15 protein-coding genes are annotated in these 17130 nt (G+C 34.0%); 14 read left to right on the plus strand and 1 reads right to left on the minus strand.

Translation table 11 applies throughout. From position 1 onward, the window contains the following. Positions 1-452: 452 nt before the first annotated feature. Positions 453-1178 (minus strand): biotin--[acetyl-CoA-carboxylase] ligase, encoded by a 726-nt coding sequence (locus tag ACSV4D_RS03980; RefSeq protein ID WP_439227241.1) that lies wholly within the window; start codon positions 1176-1178, stop codon positions 453-455. Between the two features lie 96 nt (positions 1179-1274). Here ACSV4D_RS03980 and rsfS point away from each other — a divergent pair, with 96 nt between their 5' ends. The 14 genes from rsfS to ACSV4D_RS04050 all read left to right on the plus strand — a co-directional run bounded on the left by rsfS (position 1275) and on the right by ACSV4D_RS04050 (position 17077). Next, positions 1275-1646, plus strand: coding sequence for a ribosome silencing factor (gene rsfS / locus ACSV4D_RS03985; RefSeq protein ID WP_408081530.1), 372 nt, complete (start codon positions 1275-1277; stop codon positions 1644-1646). A 16-nt stretch (positions 1647-1662) separates the two neighbouring features. Continuing rightward, complete coding sequence (ftsH, locus tag ACSV4D_RS03990) at positions 1663-3588, plus strand: ATP-dependent zinc metalloprotease FtsH (protein ID WP_408081529.1); 1926 nt, start codon at positions 1663-1665, stop codon at positions 3586-3588. Between the two features lie 110 nt (positions 3589-3698). Then, positions 3699-4301, plus strand: a complete 603-nt coding sequence (locus ACSV4D_RS03995) for a lactate utilization protein B/C (RefSeq protein ID WP_408081528.1) — start codon at positions 3699-3701, stop codon at positions 4299-4301. Between the two features lies 1 nt (position 4302). Continuing rightward, positions 4303-5193, plus strand: a complete 891-nt coding sequence (locus ACSV4D_RS04000; protein WP_439227243.1) for a phosphatidate cytidylyltransferase — start codon at positions 4303-4305, stop codon at positions 5191-5193. Next, positions 5183-5836 (plus strand): phosphatidylserine decarboxylase family protein, encoded by a 654-nt coding sequence (locus ACSV4D_RS04005; protein ID WP_408081526.1) that lies wholly within the window; start codon positions 5183-5185, stop codon positions 5834-5836. The genes ACSV4D_RS04000 and ACSV4D_RS04005 overlap by 11 nt, the downstream gene beginning before the upstream one ends. Next, positions 5836-6096, plus strand: coding sequence for an acyl-CoA-binding protein (locus ACSV4D_RS04010; RefSeq protein ID WP_408081525.1), 261 nt, complete (start codon positions 5836-5838; stop codon positions 6094-6096). The genes ACSV4D_RS04005 and ACSV4D_RS04010 overlap by 1 nt, the downstream gene beginning before the upstream one ends. A gap of 18 nt (positions 6097-6114) precedes the next feature. Further along, positions 6115-6894, plus strand: coding sequence for a superoxide dismutase (locus ACSV4D_RS04015; protein ID WP_439227244.1), 780 nt, complete (start codon positions 6115-6117; stop codon positions 6892-6894). A gap of 217 nt (positions 6895-7111) precedes the next feature. Beyond that, positions 7112-8692 carry an OstA-like protein gene (locus ACSV4D_RS04020; RefSeq protein ID WP_439227476.1) on the plus strand — a complete coding sequence of 527 codons (1581 nt, stop codon included), beginning with the start codon at positions 7112-7114 and terminating at the stop codon, positions 8690-8692. A 120-nt stretch (positions 8693-8812) separates the two neighbouring features. Continuing rightward, entirely contained in the window at positions 8813-10006 is a 1194-nt protein-coding gene (locus ACSV4D_RS04025; protein ID WP_408081523.1) for an aspartate aminotransferase family protein, read from the plus strand. A gap of 127 nt (positions 10007-10133) precedes the next feature. After that, positions 10134-11528: a tetratricopeptide repeat protein gene (locus tag ACSV4D_RS04030; protein ID WP_408081522.1), complete on the plus strand. Its 1395-nt coding sequence runs from the start codon at positions 10134-10136 to the stop codon at positions 11526-11528. A gap of 2 nt (positions 11529-11530) precedes the next feature. Beyond that, positions 11531-12280, plus strand: coding sequence for a shikimate dehydrogenase family protein (locus tag ACSV4D_RS04035; RefSeq protein WP_439227245.1), 750 nt, complete (start codon positions 11531-11533; stop codon positions 12278-12280). A gap of 123 nt (positions 12281-12403) precedes the next feature. Then, a complete protein-coding gene (locus tag ACSV4D_RS04040) occupies positions 12404-13861 on the plus strand; it encodes a sialate O-acetylesterase (RefSeq protein WP_439227246.1) in 1458 nt (485 codons plus the stop codon). 245 nt (positions 13862-14106) lie between these two features. After that, positions 14107-14424, plus strand: coding sequence for a hypothetical protein (locus ACSV4D_RS04045; RefSeq protein WP_439227247.1), 318 nt, complete (start codon positions 14107-14109; stop codon positions 14422-14424). Positions 14425-14560: 136 nt separating this feature from the next. After that, complete coding sequence (locus ACSV4D_RS04050) at positions 14561-17077, plus strand: hypothetical protein (RefSeq protein ID WP_439227248.1); 2517 nt, start codon at positions 14561-14563, stop codon at positions 17075-17077. The last annotated feature ends 53 nt before the right edge of the window (positions 17078-17130 follow it).

A 17130-nucleotide genomic window follows, 5' to 3' on the forward strand; every position in this document is an offset into this window, starting at 1 on the left:
GTAAATCGATACAATTAAAAAATAGATTATAAATACTGCATAATCTGCAAATTCGAGACTTGAGCTCATAAGAAATTTGTTTTTTAGTTGGTTAATGATAGTTTATAGAATATTAATTTTTCTCATAACAGTTTCGATTCATAAATCTTTTAAAACTTTAGAATTCCTTTAAAATTCCAAATATTAAATAGCGCATATATTTTTATAAGAACTATTTTTTACGAAAAACGAAATCCAAAAGTAAAATAAAAAAACTTATTTCCATCATTTTTTTAAGTGTTAAAAAAACATTTGTAAACAACACTAAAAATAAAACACTGTAAGACAATAATTTACATAATAAAAATTATTCGTATATTTTCTAATTATCCCTGTAAAATGAATATTAATAAGATGCTTTTTCGAAAAATCAAATTAAATAAGACACTTTTAACATCCTTTATAATCAGATACTAATAAAGCATTTGGACTTCTTTTATACCATATTCTGCAAAACTATCATCTTCTAATAACAGAATTAATTTTCCTGCTGCAGAAACTCCTGTAATGATTCCCATAAAAGATTTTTCTTTAACTTTAAAAGGCATTGGAACACCCTTTTTAAACAAAATTCTTAAGTAATTACTCCATAATTCCTGAGAATTTGAATGAATTTCTAATAAATTTTCTTTTAATTGTTCAACGATTAGAACTAATAATTCTTCTTTATTAAAAACAGCATCAGCAACTACAGCCATTGAAGAAGCTTTAGGCAAATCATCAAAATTAGTCTGATTAACGTTTAAACCTATCCCTATTATTGAAGATATATGACCGCTGGTTTTAAAAGTATTTTCTATCAAAATACCGCCAATTTTAAAATTAGCTGACATAATGTCGTTTGGCCATTTTACACTTAAATTTTTAATATTGAAAGTTTTCAGTACCTGAACCATTGCTAATGCTGTTGCAATATTAAGCTGATAAATACCATTTGGATTTAAAACAACATCTTTCACAAAAACACTCATTATTAAGTTTTTAGATGCCTCGGTATTCCAAACCGATCCCATTTGACCTCGCCCTTTAGTTTGATTTTCAGCACTGACTACGGTGAAATTTTGTAATTCCTGCGTAAGTGACAGCCCTTTTAGGAAATCGTTTGTAGAATCTATGGCATTGAGTTTGATTAGTTTCATTAGCAATTATTTTTGTAACATAATTTAATATTATGTTAAGGTTCAAAAATAATCACAAAAAATGGTAACTTTACACCCTTATTATAAAAATAATTCATGGCAAAAAAGACTGTAAATAATGATGACCTACTGGCAAACATTATCAAAGGAATAGAAGAAGTAAAAGGAAATGATATAGATATTCTCGATCTTAGAGAAATTGACAGCGCAGTTTGCGACTATTTTGTTATCTGCAACGGAAATTCAAATACGCAGGTTAACGCAATTGTTAACTCCATTCAAAAAGTAGTTTCAAAAGAAATTAAAGATAAACCCTGGCATGTTGAAGGAACTGATAATGCTGAATGGGTACTTATGGACTATGTTAATATCGTTGTTCACGTTTTTCAAAAACAAATTAGAGAATATTACAATATCGAAAGCTTGTGGGGTGATGCAAAAATTACTACAATTGCAAATAAATATTAAAGTAAGATAAAAGATAATGGCAAAAGACAATAATCCAAATCCTAATAAATTCAAAATAAGTCCATGGTTAGTATACACTGCCATTTTACTTATTTTTCTGTTTATCAGCTTCATAACAGGGAGTTCCAGTTTACAGGAACCGGCTCAGTTAAAATCGTCTAACATAGATAGTATGTTAACCAAAGGCGAAATTAAAAATGTTATCATTTTTAACAATAAAGATGCTGAAATATACCTTTCGGAAAAAGGATTAAAAGATCCTGCAAATAAAAAAGTCGCTAAAGACATATTTGACAGACCAAATAAAGGACCGCATTACACCACTAAATTTGGTGATTTAAAATCTTTTCAGGAAAAACTGGATGCTGCTAAAGCTGAAAAAAAACTTGTTGATTACGATTTCAAAGAAGCCAGTAACTGGTCAGATATTATTATCAGTTTACTTCCGGTAATTATTATAATTGGGGTATGGATTTTTATTATGCGTAAAATGTCAGGTGGTGGCGCAGGCGGTGGAGGACAAATTTTCAATATCGGAAAATCTAAAGCCAGACTTTTTGATGAAAAAAATGATGTTAAAACCACGTTTAAAGATGTAGCCGGACTGGAAGGTGCAAAAGAAGAAATTCAGGAAATTGTAGAATTCCTTAAAAACCCGGAAAAATTCACTAATCTTGGAGGTAAAATTCCTAAAGGAGCTTTACTTGTAGGGCCTCCGGGAACCGGAAAAACCTTATTGGCTAAAGCGGTTGCCGGTGAAGCACAGGTTCCTTTTTTCTCCTTATCAGGTTCTGATTTTGTTGAAATGTTTGTAGGTGTTGGAGCTTCACGTGTACGCGATTTATTCAAACAGGCTAAAGAAAAATCACCAGCAATTATTTTTATAGACGAAATTGACGCTGTAGGTAGAGCCCGCGGAAAAAACAATATGTCAGGTGGTAATGATGAGAGAGAAAACACTTTAAATCAATTGCTGACAGAAATGGATGGTTTTGGCAGTCAGACTAATGTCATTGTTCTGGCAGCTACAAACAGAGCCGATGTATTAGACAAAGCTTTAATGCGTGCCGGTCGATTTGACAGACAAATTTTTGTAGACTTACCGGATGTACGCGAACGTGCAGAAATTTTTCAGGTTCATTTAGCTCCATTAAAAAAAGTAGAAGGTTTAGACTTAGACTTTTTAGCAAAACAAACTCCCGGTTTTTCCGGTGCAGATATAGCCAATGTATGTAATGAGGCTGCTCTAATTGCTGCACGTAATAACAAAACGGCTGTTGACAAACAAGATTTCCTTGATGCAGTAGACCGAATTGTAGGTGGATTAGAAAAGAAAAATAAGATCATTACACCGGAAGAGAAAAAAGCAATTGCAATTCACGAAGCCGGTCACGCAACTGTGAGCTGGATGCTGGAACATGCCGCACCGTTAATTAAAGTTACCATTGTTCCACGCGGACAGAGTTTAGGAGCTGCATGGTATTTACCTGAAGAACGTCAAATTGTTCGCCCTGACCAAATGCTTGATGAAATGTGCGCTACTATGGGAGGTCGTGCTGCCGAAAAAGTAACTTTTGACCGGATTTCAACCGGTGCCTTGAGTGATTTGGAAAAAGTAACCAAACAAGCCCGAGCCATGGTTACCATCTATGGTTTGAATGATAAAATAGGAAATGTTACTTATTATGACTCATCCGGACAAAGCGAATACAGTTTTTCAAAACCTTATTCAGATGAGACTGCAAAAGTGATAGACACTGAAATATCGGCACTTATAGAAAGTCAGTATCAAAGAGCAATTCAGATATTAGAGGAAAATAAAGATAAGCTAAATCAACTGGCTAATATTCTTATCGAAAAAGAAGTCATTTTTAAAGACGATTTAGAAGCCATTTTTGGAAAAAGAAGCTTCGATAAAAATCTGGAAGAAGTAGTCTCTTAATTAGACTATTGACATAAATTATTTAAAATCTTAATTCAAAACCGCGTTTTGAATTAAGATTTTTTTATCTTTGAACGGTTACAAATAATATATAAAGTACCCTACAAAATATGAGTCTTTTTAGAAAAATTTTCGGATCTAGTATTTCGGCATCAGATGAGGAAAAAGAAAACCAGAATAGCAATTTCTTTCCTGAGAGTAATATATCTGTGGACGAACAATTTATCTATAATTTCAAGAAAAACGGAGGTAAATTTTTATACTGCGAAAATACTCAGGAAGTAAAGGACCAATTTGAAAACATCCTCGAAGAAAATGACTGGTTTGAAAGCGAAGTCCTTAGTTATGATCCAAAACTTTTTGACCTGTTAGAAGAAAACAAACTCAATTATACGAAACCGGCAAACCCTAAATTTTTATTTTCCAGCTGTGAAAACTTGATTGCAGAAGAAGGATCTATCCTTTTTTCCTCTAAACAAATCAAGCAGCTTAAACCTAATGAATTACCTGTTAACATAGTAGTATTGGCGACAACCAGTCAAATTTTAGCTATGAAAAGTGATGGACTTAGTGCTATAAAAAAGAAATACGAAAGAGACTATCCTACAAATATTACAGCTATAAAATATTTTGAAAAAGCAAAAGAAGAAGACTTTACCCAGTACGGAAGTTCGGCAAAAAATCTTTATTTGTTGCTTTTAGAAGATCTTTAAAATGAATGAAACCCTTAAAAGATCAATATCGGGTGCCATCTATATCCTATTGTTGATAGCTTCCATATTATATTCTACCGAAAGTTTCTTTATACTTTTTGGTATATTTTTGGTGATAGCCATAGCCGAATTTTGCAATCTGACCCAAATCAACAGAATACTCCCGCTAATTACAGGAGTATTATTGTATGGAACTGTTACTTTAATCAGTCATTACAATAAAATCACTACCACAACGATTAATGATTTTTTTGATACTAATATTCAGATTACAGTCAATGTACAACAACTCAATATTGTATTATTAGCTATAACTTTAGTGGTATCGGTTAAATGCATTCTTTTTCTGTTTTATGATAACATTCAAAAAATAAGTACTTCTTCAAAATACCTATATCTTTTTGGATACATCATACTTCCTTTTATTTTTATTACTAAAATTTCATTTGGAATTAAAGATTATAATCCTAAAATAATAATTGGATTGTTTTTAATAATTTGGACCAACGATACTTTTGCATATATTGTTGGAAAATCTATTGGTAAACATAAACTTTTTGAACGTATTTCTCCTAAAAAAACGATTGAAGGCTTCATTGGCGGGATTCTTTTTGCCATATTAGCGGGTTATTTGATTTCAAAATATTACATTCGCCCTAACCCTCAATTCAGCAGCCAGTCTATTTTAATCTGGACTTCGATTGCTGCAATTGTAGGTGTTTTTGGAACCATTGGCGACTTGGTAGAATCCAAATTCAAAAGAATTGCCGGGGTTAAAGACAGCGGAAATATCATGCCTGGGCACGGAGGTGTACTAGATAGACTAGATAGTGTTATATTTGTAGCACCAATTATATTTTTATTTTATCAAATTTTAAATTATGTTTCATAAAGAAGGAACCAAGACTATTTTACTGGGAATTATTTTTACTGCTTTAGTACTATTAATTTCTGACTATTTTGTTGATATAATCTGGCTTAAAAAAGGATTACAAATTTTTGCTTTTTTTATTCTTGTTATCATTTTACAATTCTTCAGAAATCCAAAAAGAGCTGTAGATATTAACGAAACCCAGATTCTCGCTCCTGTAGATGGAAAAGTTGTGGTAATTGAAGAAGTATATGAAGGAGAATATTTTAAAGACAAACGGTTACAGGTTTCTATTTTTATGTCTCCTATAAATGTTCACGTAACCCGATATGCGATGAGCGGAATTATAAAATTCAGCAAATACCATCCTGGGAAATTTTTAGTTGCCTGGCACCCTAAAGCAAGCGAAGAAAACGAAAGAACAACGGTGGTTATAGAAAACAATACTTTTGGTGCTGTTTTATACCGCCAGATTGCGGGCGCCTTAGCCAAAAGAATTGTTAATTATGCACAGGAAGGGATGCAGGTAGTTCAGGGTACAGATGCCGGTTTTATAAAATTTGGTTCCAGAGTCGATTTATTTTTACCTTTAGGTACTCCCGTTAATGTAGTTTTAAATCAAAAAGTAATTGGAGGAAAAACTATTATTGCAATAAAAAAGTAATGACTGAAAAAGATTTAGATACCCGTTTTAATGAAGCTGTAAAAAAAGCTTCTAAAATGACTCAGGCATCTCTCCCTCAGGATGTCCAATTAAGACTATATGCTTTTTACAAACAGGCAACCATTGGCACAATGGAAATTAGGCAAACTTCCAATTTTCATTTAAGAGATGCTTTTAAAATAAATGCCTGGATGCAAATCAGTCATATTTCTGCCGAAGAAGCCAAAGAAAACTACATAGCAATTATTAATTCTCTTTGAAACATAAGAAGCAATACAATGAAAAAACTTTTTTTAACAGCAACATCTCTCTTATTTTTTAGTTTTTTTATTTCATGTAATAAGAAAAAACTAATTGAAGTGGTTGAAGTTCCGTTACCCACAGCTCAGGAAAAAGTAACTATTGGGTTTCCTGATGATGTAAAAGCAGCTCCCGGTTCTTTTTTATTAGAAAAATTGCCTTATTCTTATGATGCATTAGCACCCACAATTTCTCCGCTTACTTTAGAAATGCATTATTCCAAACATTACCTGACTTACACTAATAATCTTAATACGGCAATTGCAGGAACAGAATATGAGAATTTAACTATAGAAGAAATCCTGACCAAACTTGATATCAATGATACAGAACTAAGAAACAATGCCGGAGGTTTTTATAACCATTCCTTGTATTGGAAATCAATGGCACCTAATGCCGGCGGAAATCCTACAGATACAATTGCAGCTGTTATAAACAGAGATTTTGGTTCTTATAATGATTTTAAAACCGCGTTTAAACAGGAAGCGACAAAACAATTTGGCTCAGCCTGGGTTTGGTTAATTGTAGATAAAGCAGGTAAACTTAAAATTACCAGTTCTCAAAACCAGGATAATCCTCTGATGAAAAATGCTGCTGTACCAGGCACCCCTGTTTTAGCTTTAGATCTTTGGGAACATGCATATTATTTGGGACATCAATACCGCCGAAGAAGTTATATAGAATCCTTTTTTAATGTTATCAATTGGGAAAAAGTAAATGAAAACTATCGCAATACTTTTATCAGAAAAAGGTACTAGCAAATTCTTTAGTTCCATAAACTTAAAGCTGGTGAGTATTTCATCAGCTTTTTTCAATTAAATCAAAGCGAATAATTCCCCCGCTCCTACTTTTAAAATCATAAATAAATAGTAATATTTATTGGGATTGTTTCCTTTTTCATAAATTTGACAAAAATATATACCCTTGAATAAATCACTGTTTGTCATCTGTTTTGCTCTGTTTTTACTTACTTTTATGAATGTAAGTGCGCAAACACCTAAAAAAATAATCGTTGAGCATTCTGATTTTGCCGATGTAAATCAGGCCGAAATGCCCGATGCTTTTTTATTGACCGGAAATGTAGTTGTAAACCATGACGGAGTCGTTTTAACCTGTAATAAAGCCTATTATTTTCAAAAAGAAAATTACATCAAAGCCTTTGGAAATGTACAATTAGTACAAGGGGATACTCTTTATTTAAATAGTAAATATGCCGAATATAACGGAAACGTAAAAAAAGCATTTGCCACAGGTGATGCCGTGATGACTTCTCCTGATGCGACTTTAAGTACAGACACCATAAATTTTGACCGTAATGTTCAGGAAGTTTTTTACAATACTAAAGGAACCATTGTAAACAAAGAAAATACACTGGTAAGTAAATCCGGCAGGTACTTTGTTGCCGAAAAAAAATTCAAATTTTTAACCGAAGTTGTGGTAACAAACCCCAAATATGTAATCAAATCAAATCATTTAGATTACTACAGCAATTCCGGGCATTCTTATCTTTTTGGTCCTTCAACGATAACAAGTGCTGCCAACTTTATTTATACTGAAAAAGGGTTTTATGACTCTAAAAAAAATCTCGCCCATTTTCTTCGGAAATCGTATATCAAATATGACAACCGACTTATAGAAGGTGACAGTTTGTATTATGACAGAAATCAGGAATTTGCATCGGCTACGCGAAATGTAAAAATTACCGACTCCATCAACAGAGGTGTTGTTAAAGGCCATTATGCCGAAATTTTCCAAAAGAAAGATTCGATGTATGTAACCAAAAGAGCCGTTGCTGTTAATTTTGTCGAAAATGACTCTGTTTATATCCATGGAAAAAAACTGATGGTAACCGGAAAAGAAGGAAACCGAATTATCCGGGCTTTTAATAATGTCCGTTTTTTCAAAGTCGATATGAGCGGAAAATGTGATTCCATTCATTCGAGTTCCAAAACAGCACTCACAAAACTCATTGGAAACCCTATTCTCTGGAACGGGGAAAGCCAGATAACCGGAGATATCATGCATCTTATTGGAGATAATAAAACACAAAAACTAGACTCGCTCAAAGTACTCAACAATACTTTTATTATTTCTAAGGATACACTGGGAACAGGCTACAATCAAATAAAAGGTTTGAATCTTTATGGTAAATTCCTCGAAGGAAAACTCCATGATGTTGATATTGTTAAGAATGCCGAAGTGATTTATTATATGCGAAATGACGATCAGGAACTTATTGGAATCAATAAAAATGTAAGTAGTAAAATCAACATTCTTTTTGATAAAAACGCCATTGAGACCATCACTTTTTTCCAACAGGTAGACGGTGATATTTTCCCTGAAGACGAATTAGACGAGCATGACAGGAAATTCAGGGGTTTTAATTGGCGTGGAGACGAAAGAATAAAATCAAAAGATGATATCTTTCCCGAAGAGGAAAATCAATACAACGACAAGATGATTGAAGAAGCTAAAAAAGAAGCCGCTGAAGAAAATGTTCCAATGAAAGTCAGAAAAGAAACTTTAGACTACGATAAAAAGAAGAAAAAAAAATAGCTAGTTAGTATCTAGTCCTTAGTTTTCAAAACTTGGTTATTAGTCTTTTCAGTTTTAAATTTAATAATTTTTAAAGCTTAGAAACTAAGGACTGGCGACTAAGAACTTAAGAAATAAAAAATGAACTCAGATTTTATAAAATACCAGGCACAAACTTCTCCATACCCTTTAGGAATGGAAGTTTCACATGCCATAGGTTCTTATATCTACGACATCAATAATAAAAAATATTTAGATTTTGTAGCCGGTGTTTCGGCCTGTACTTTAGGGCATCAGCATCCGGGAGTTAATCAGGCGATAAAAGACCAATTAGACAAATATTCACACGTTATGGTCTATGGAGAATATTCGCAAAGCCCAGCTGTGGAATATTGCAAACTGATGGCTTCCCTTCTACCCGCTCCATTAGACAAGACCTATTTAGTAAATTCAGGTACTGAAGCCATTGAAGGTTCGTTAAAATTAGCCAGAAGAGTTACCGGCAGAAGCCAGTTAATTTCCTGCCTTAATGCCTATCACGGAAACACCATGGGCTCCATGAGCGTTATGGGATTTGAAGAACGTAAGCAGGCGTTTCGTCCGTTAATACCTGATGTAGATTATATCACTTTTAATAAGGAATCCGATTTAGAAAAAATAACCACTAAAACAGCGGGTATTTTACTCGAAACTATTCAGGGTGGTGCCGGATTTATAACACCGCACAATGATTTTCTGAAAAAAGTACGTGCCCGCTGCAACGAAGTTGGTGCGATGATGATTCTCGACGAAATTCAGCCCGGTTTTGGAAGAACAGGTAAGCTTTTTGGTTTCCAGAATTACGATGTTGTTCCTGATATAGTTGTTATGGGAAAAGGAATGGGCGGCGGAATGCCTGTAGGCGCTTTCACAGCCTCATCAGCGATGATGGATTTATTAACCGAAAATCCTAAGTTAGGCCATATCACGACCTTTGGCGGACATCCTGTCATTGCGGCAGCCTGTCTGGCAACTTTAAAAGAATTGATCCAAACTAACCTGATGCAGGAAGCTTTAGAAAAAGAAAAGCTCTTCAGAACACTTTTGGTACACCCTTTGATACAGGAAATAAGAGGAAAAGGATTGATGCTTGCTGCAATGACGGCTGATGCAACAATCACAAATGAAGTGATATTAAAATGTCAGGACAGAGGACTTATTTTATTCTGGCTCCTCTTTGAAGGATGCGCCATCAGAATTACACCTCCTTTAACCATTTCTAAAGAAGAAATACGTGAAGGATGCGCTATAATACTAGAAGTAATGGACGAAGTTATGGCTTCAGCTAAAAAATAAACTCAATACTTCGATTAACTAAATTGTTTTTGTTAATTAAATTGTTCACAATAATTCATTTTTTTCTTCAAAAATAACACTAAGGATGCCTAACTTTAAGCTAGGCCAAATTCTAAAAACAGAAAGTATGCAACTAAGCAACGAAGAAGAAGATTATAACTTATCGCTATCCAAATTTGAGTCCATGTTGAAAACCAACAAAGTACTCTTTTTTGACTCTGAAGAGTTTGAAGAAATTATACTTCATTATTTAGATACAGGTAAGGCCGCTTTAGCTAAAAAAGCGCTTAAATTAGCATTAGACCAACACCCTAAGTCTACAGGCTTAAAACTCGTTCAGGTTGAAATGCTGGTTTATGATGACAAATTGGATATAGCTGAGAAATTACTCAACGAGCTATATGCCATTGAACCGAACAACGAAGAAATTTATATTCAAAAGGCTAACATCTACTCTAAAAGAGACCAACATGAAAAAGCCGTTGAATTACTAAAAATAGCTTTGCAATACACTGATGATTATGCCGATGTGTATAATCTGATAGGTATGGAATATCTTTTCATGGACAACCTTGAATTAGCTAAAGAAAGTTTTATCAAATGTCTTGAAGAAGATATTGAGGATCAATCTGCTTTATACAATGTTGTGTACTGCTTTGAATTCTTAGACCAAAATGAAGAAGCCATAACCTATCTGGATCATTATATTGATAAAAATCCTTATAGTGAAATTGCCTGGCATCAAAAAGGACGCTTGCATTACGGACTTAAAGATTATGAAAATGCTATTCGTGCCTTTGATTATGCTACACTCATTGACGACGAATTCTTAGGAGCTTTTATGGAAAAAGCAAAGGCATTAGAACGTTTAGAAAAATATGATGAAGCTATAGAAAGTTACAAAAGAACTATCGAATTAGACGATGCGACTTCGTATGCTTTGCTTCGAATAGGTAAATGTTATGAAAAGTTAGGAAATAAAGTATTAGCTCTTAAATTCTACAACGAAACAGTACATGAAGATCCGTTATTAGATAAAGGATGGATAGCTATTACTGATTTTTATTTGCGAGAGCAAAATTACCAAAAAGCGCTTTTCTATGTCAATAAAGCCTTAGCAATTGACAATCAAAATCGTTTTTACTGGAAAAGATATGCTAGTATCAACAGGCATATGAACTTTTTTGAAGAAGCTGAATTTGGTTTCAGGAAAGCAGTCGAATTTGGAGATACTGAACTCGACACCTGGTTGTTTTGGGTTGATATTTTACAATTTTTAGGCGAATTTGAAAGTGCTATCCATACGCTGTTGCAGGCAGCTGATTATTTCCCGGAAGAAAATGAAATAGAATACCGTCTGGCTGGTCTTTATTTTATGATTCAGGACAACAGAAAAGCTAAATTCCACTTAAGTAATGCACTCCGTTTGAATTTTGACAATTACATCCTCATTGAGGATTTATTTCCTGTGGTTTGGTCAAAAAAAATGGTGCAAAATTATATCGAAAAACATAAAAAATAATAATGACCCAAAATTCAAGAAAGCGCTTCGGTTTACTGGGGCGTAATATCAGTTATTCCTTTTCTAAAGGACATTTTACAACTAAATTTGAAAAAGAAAAATACCAGGGATATACCTATGAAAATTTTGATATTCAGGAAATCTCAGCATTTCCTGAAATCATTAAAAACACAGAACATTTAAAAGGTCTGAATGTTACCATCCCTTACAAAGAGGAAGTTATTCCCTATTTAGACAAATTATCTAAAAAAGCAACTAAAATTGGTGCTGTAAACACCATTAAAATTACTAAAAAAGGAAAACTTAAAGGATACAATACTGATTATTTTGGTTTTTTAAAATCTTTAAACCCCTTATTGCAGCCGCATCATAAAAAAGCATTAATCCTGGGAACAGGCGGCGCATCTAAAGGTGTTGCTTTTGCATTAGAGGAACTGGGAATTGAGTATACTTTTGTTTCCAGAAAAGCCTCTGAAAAAGCCATTGATTACAGTCAGCTGAATGCAGATGTTTTTAAAGAATACCAGATCGTAATCAACTCAACACCTATTGGAACAAGCCCAAATATTGAAGCCTGTCCTGAGATTCCTTATGAATTCTTTACAGAGCAACATATTGCTTACGATTTAATTTACAATCCGGCTGAAACACAATTTCTAAAAAATGCCAAAGAAAAAGGAGCACAAATAAAAAATGGATTAGACATGCTTATTTTTCAGGCTGAAAAAGCTTGGGAAATCTGGAATAAATAATATCCAACATGAATTTCCTCTGTTCTCATTACTGCTTAGTCGAAATCGTAGAACAAAATTTAAATAATCATTATTCAAGGGGAGGCTTTCTAGCCGCCCCTTGACTTTTTAAAAACAAAAAAAATGTATTTAAAAAAACACATCTTATTATCACTGACTCTATTATTGTTATGTATTTCTAATATTTCGGGACAAATAACTCTCCCTAAAATACTGGGACATAATATGGTCTTACAACAGCAGAAAAAAATTCCTGTTTGGGGAACAGCTGCTGCCGGCGAGAAAATTACAGTAACTTTTGCAGGACAAAGGAAGAATACCGTTGCTGATCAATCAGGAAACTGGATGATAAAACTCAATCCTCTTAAAGCATCCTTTCAAGCACGAGAAATGAGCATTCAGGGTACAAATACTATTGTTCTTAAAAATATATTAGTGGGCGAAGTATGGCTTTGTTCCGGACAATCAAACATGGAATACGCTATGCGTAAATACAGCGACTATCAAACTAAAACCAAAGGCTATCATCCGCCGGAAGATGATTTGAATAACGCTGACAATACAAACATTCGCATTTTCCTGGACCGAAGAAAATACATGGATCCAAGTCCTGAACATTTGGGATGGGACAATGCAATGGGAAAAGCATTGGTGGACTTTTCGGCTGTTGGTTATTATTTTGCAAAAGATTTATACGCTAAATTACATGTACCAATAGGAATGATTTCTGCTGCGGTACCCGGAAGTCGCATTGAACCCTGGATTCAGGCTTCAAAAATGGAAATAGAACCCAAACTAAAAAACGGACAAATTCTGAGCAAATTAAGCAATGATGGTGGCGATGCCGGAAAATTTTATGACACGATGATAGAACCACTCCTTCCATACAGTATAAAAGGAATCTTATGGTATCAGGGAGAATCCAATTGCTTTTTGGGGGAAAACATCAGATATGCCTACAAACTAAAAACTTTAATACAAAGCTGGCGTAACGACTGGAAAGATAAAAAACTATCTTTCTATTTTGTTCAGATAGCCCCATACAATTATTCTGCTTCAAAAGACAGACCACTTACCGTTGAAAATCTTCCTGAATTCTGGGAAGCTCAGGCTTTAAATTTAAAGTTAAAAAACACTGAATTAGCCACAATTACTGATTTAACTGATACTATAACCGAATTGCATCCCGGTTACAAATGGGAAGTAGGCCGCAGACTGAGCTTAACCGCCGCTAACAAAACTTACGGAATGCAAAATGTGGTTTATTCCGGACCGCGTTTCCAAAAAATGAAACTTGAAAATAACAGCATCGAAATTTCTTTTACCCATACGGGAAGCGGCATAGCAAGTCGCGATGAAAAACCTCTGACCGGATTTACTATTGCCGGAGCTGATAAAAAATTTGTTGCTGCAAAAGCTATTCAGCAAGGGGATAAAGTAATGGTTTCTGCTCCCGGAGTTCCACATCCTTATTACGTCCGTTTTAACTGGAATGAAGCTGCACAGTCAAATTTTATCAATAAAGAAGGACTTCCTGCCGTTCCTTTTAGAACCGACAATCCTTGGGAAAAACTTTTTTAAAAATATTGTAATTAATGTAAAACTCCCTTTCTAAACTTAGTTTAAAATGGGAGTTTTTTATTAAACGAACCTAAAAATTTATAATTTTCAACAGTAATTTTAAAAAATTAGATTAATATATTTTAAAAGCAAATAGAACATGCGAATACTAAAACAATCCCACACTAAAATATAACACACAAGTAAAAAACACTTTATACCTTTAACTTATGCTAAAAAACAAAGTCTAATTAAAGATAGATACCATGAAAAATTCTGAAGATAAAAAAGAAACTACTGAAAATAAAATTGAGAAAAATTTAAATGAATTAAATTATCCTGCAAATGAGGATATTTACAATCAGGAAGAAAAGGTTAAAAATATTAATTTGGATGCCATTACTACTGAAAATGACAGGGACACAAAAGAGGGTACAGGGATCGAAAATAATTTTAATACCGAAAAAGAAAATAAACCCGGGGATGATTTGGACGTACCGGGTAGCGAACTCGATGATGCCCAGGAGGAAATAGGATCAGAAGATGAAGAAAACAATTACTACAGTCAAAGTGATAATGAATAAAAATTAAAAGTACTTTAAAATCCCGCTTCGGTGGGATTTTTTTATACTACAATTTTGAAGACACAAGGTTTATTAAAAATCCATTATATTTACTATTCTCCAAAAAGAGGTTTTATTCCATTAATAATTATGGCTTATGAAAGAAAAATATTTTTACTACCTGTCTTTATTCTTCTGTATTGTTTTAAATGCTCAGGAAAAAACAAACTATCAATCATTAGAACATAAAAATCCTGTTTTATTTACAGGAAAAACCATTGTGTATAAAGGAAAAACGATTGTGTTAGGTCCAAAATCTTTTTTTATTGACAGGGAACTCACTGATGCTCAGACTGCCAAATATCCTTATATCTATAATTCTGTAAATGAAGCTGTAAAACATCTTAGTGACGGAACGGAAAGTGCACCAATGACATTGTATATAGCTCCAAATGTCTACTGGATTGACAATCCTGATGATCCTGAAATCAGAAAACCGGAAGGAGATGGCAGTGTTCCTTATGGTTTAATTATAAAATGTGAATGGCTAAAATTCTATGGGCTTACTGACAATCCTGAGAATGTGGTACTGGCAGCTAATCGCGGGCAAACCATTGGTGCAATTGGCAATTTTACAATGTTTAAATTCTCAGGACAAGGAACCAGTTCAGAGAATGTTACTTTTGGTAATTATTGTAATGTAGATTTAGAATATCCTTTAAAACCAGCATTAAACAGAACAAAACGGGCTTCGGCTATTGTCCAGGCACAATTGATTCATTGTGACGGTGATAAAATTTTAGCCCGCAATACGCGCTTTATCAGTCGCCTCAATCTTTGTCCGTTTGTTGGTGGTAAAAGAGTACTTTTCGACAGATGCCATTTTGAATCTACAGACGATGCTTTATGCGGAACCGCTGTTTACCTCAACTGTACGCTGGATTTTTACAGTTCCAAACCTTTTTACTGGACACGCGGTACGGGAGCGGTGTTCCTGAATTGTGATATCCAATCATTGACTTCCGGAAATCAGTTTTTTACAAAAGCCAACGGTCAGCTTGCAGTTATTGACACTCGTTTTGTAGCTAAAAATGATATTTATCTTGGATGGAACGATAACCTGCCTGATCAAACCCGTAATTACCAATACCAGCTAAGTCTCAATAACAAGCCGGTTTTTATCGAAAAAAACAATCCTGCTTCCACAGTAAACATGGATACCCTTGCTGTTCTGGATGCTTACCGTTTTAATTATAATGGAAAAACCATTTACAATACTTATAACCTGCTGTCTGGCAATGACAATTGGGATCCAATGCAGATAAAAAACACTGTTTTAGCTGCTGAGAAAGCAAATCAGAAAAAATATACACAGCTACCCACCCAACTTTTGATTACTCCTGATCAGATTTCGATAGAAACGAACAAAATTAAAGCCGTTCTAAAAACAACAGTAAACCGCTTTGGCAATTATGAATTAAAAGGTGAAAAAATAATCTGGTCAGTAGAAGATAAAGACAAACCCTTTGTAAGTTTGAAACCAAATGAAGATGGAAGCGAATGCGAAGTAACTCCTAATAACTACAATGATTCTGTAAAAACGATACTCATTACTGCTAAAACAGCTTCCGGTTTAGAAGCAGTTACTGTAATTGATGTGGCTCCGCCAAAACTAACTAGTCCTTCATTTGCAGAAGCACCACAACTTTCGGAACCAAAGAATGGAACAATTAATCTGAAGTACCGGATTGACAGTTCTTTCAAAGACGAATCTCAAATAAAATGGTATCGCTGTTCAGACCGCAATGGAAAAAATGCTATTGAAATTTTAGTGAGTAGAAACAATATCCCTCTGGTTAATTATCCGCTTACCATAAATGATACCGGCTATTACATTATGGCTACAGTGGCTCCAAAACACATTCGGAGTGATGCGGGAAAAAGTTTTACTGTAATCACAAAAAATCCTGTTTCAGTCGAGGATATTACAACTGAAAAAAACAGGCTTTCCACTAATTTTAAAAATAATTCGACCATAAATCAACTTGCCATTATTCCGGGATTCTGGACATTAGCACCATTTATACAAAATAACGATACTGCTAATACTAAAGATGCCTGGTTTTATGGAGAAGGGGTTGATGGTGCAAATAATCAAGTGGGACTTTTACAGACAGGACGCAGTGCAAAACTAATTTATAATGCAATTAAAAGAGATTACAGCGACATGAAAATCAGACTTGATGTTACGCCTTTTAAAACGGCCGGTCAGGGTTTTAGTGTAGCGCACATGTATATGGACATACTTATAAAATACAAGCCTGAAACACAGACCGGTTATGCATTACGTTTAATCAGAACCACAAAACACCACGATGCAATAGATGGTGTTTTATTAGCCTATAAAAACGGAATTGCTACTGAAATAAGCCAGGCATTTTCTACCAATGCTTTTAAGGGCAAATGCACTATTACACTGGAAGTAAAAGCTAATGAATTAACTGCAAAAATATCAAACGGGGATTCGGAAATAAAAAAAGTGACTCCGGACGGGGTTTATCCTCAGGCTTTTTTAAAAGCAACTATTGCCCCTGATTCTTCCGGTAGTTTTGGAATACTTTATAACGGTGGTTCGCAAACCATGATTAATGAAATTAATGCCGAATGGAAATAACAGTTCATAAAAATACCCCAAAAAGAATTGTTTTTTTTTGGGGTATATAATTT

It is taken from the genome of Flavobacterium sp. ARAG 55.4, from assembly GCF_051846875.1.
GTDB lineage: Bacteria > Bacteroidota > Bacteroidia > Flavobacteriales > Flavobacteriaceae > Flavobacterium > Flavobacterium plantiphilum.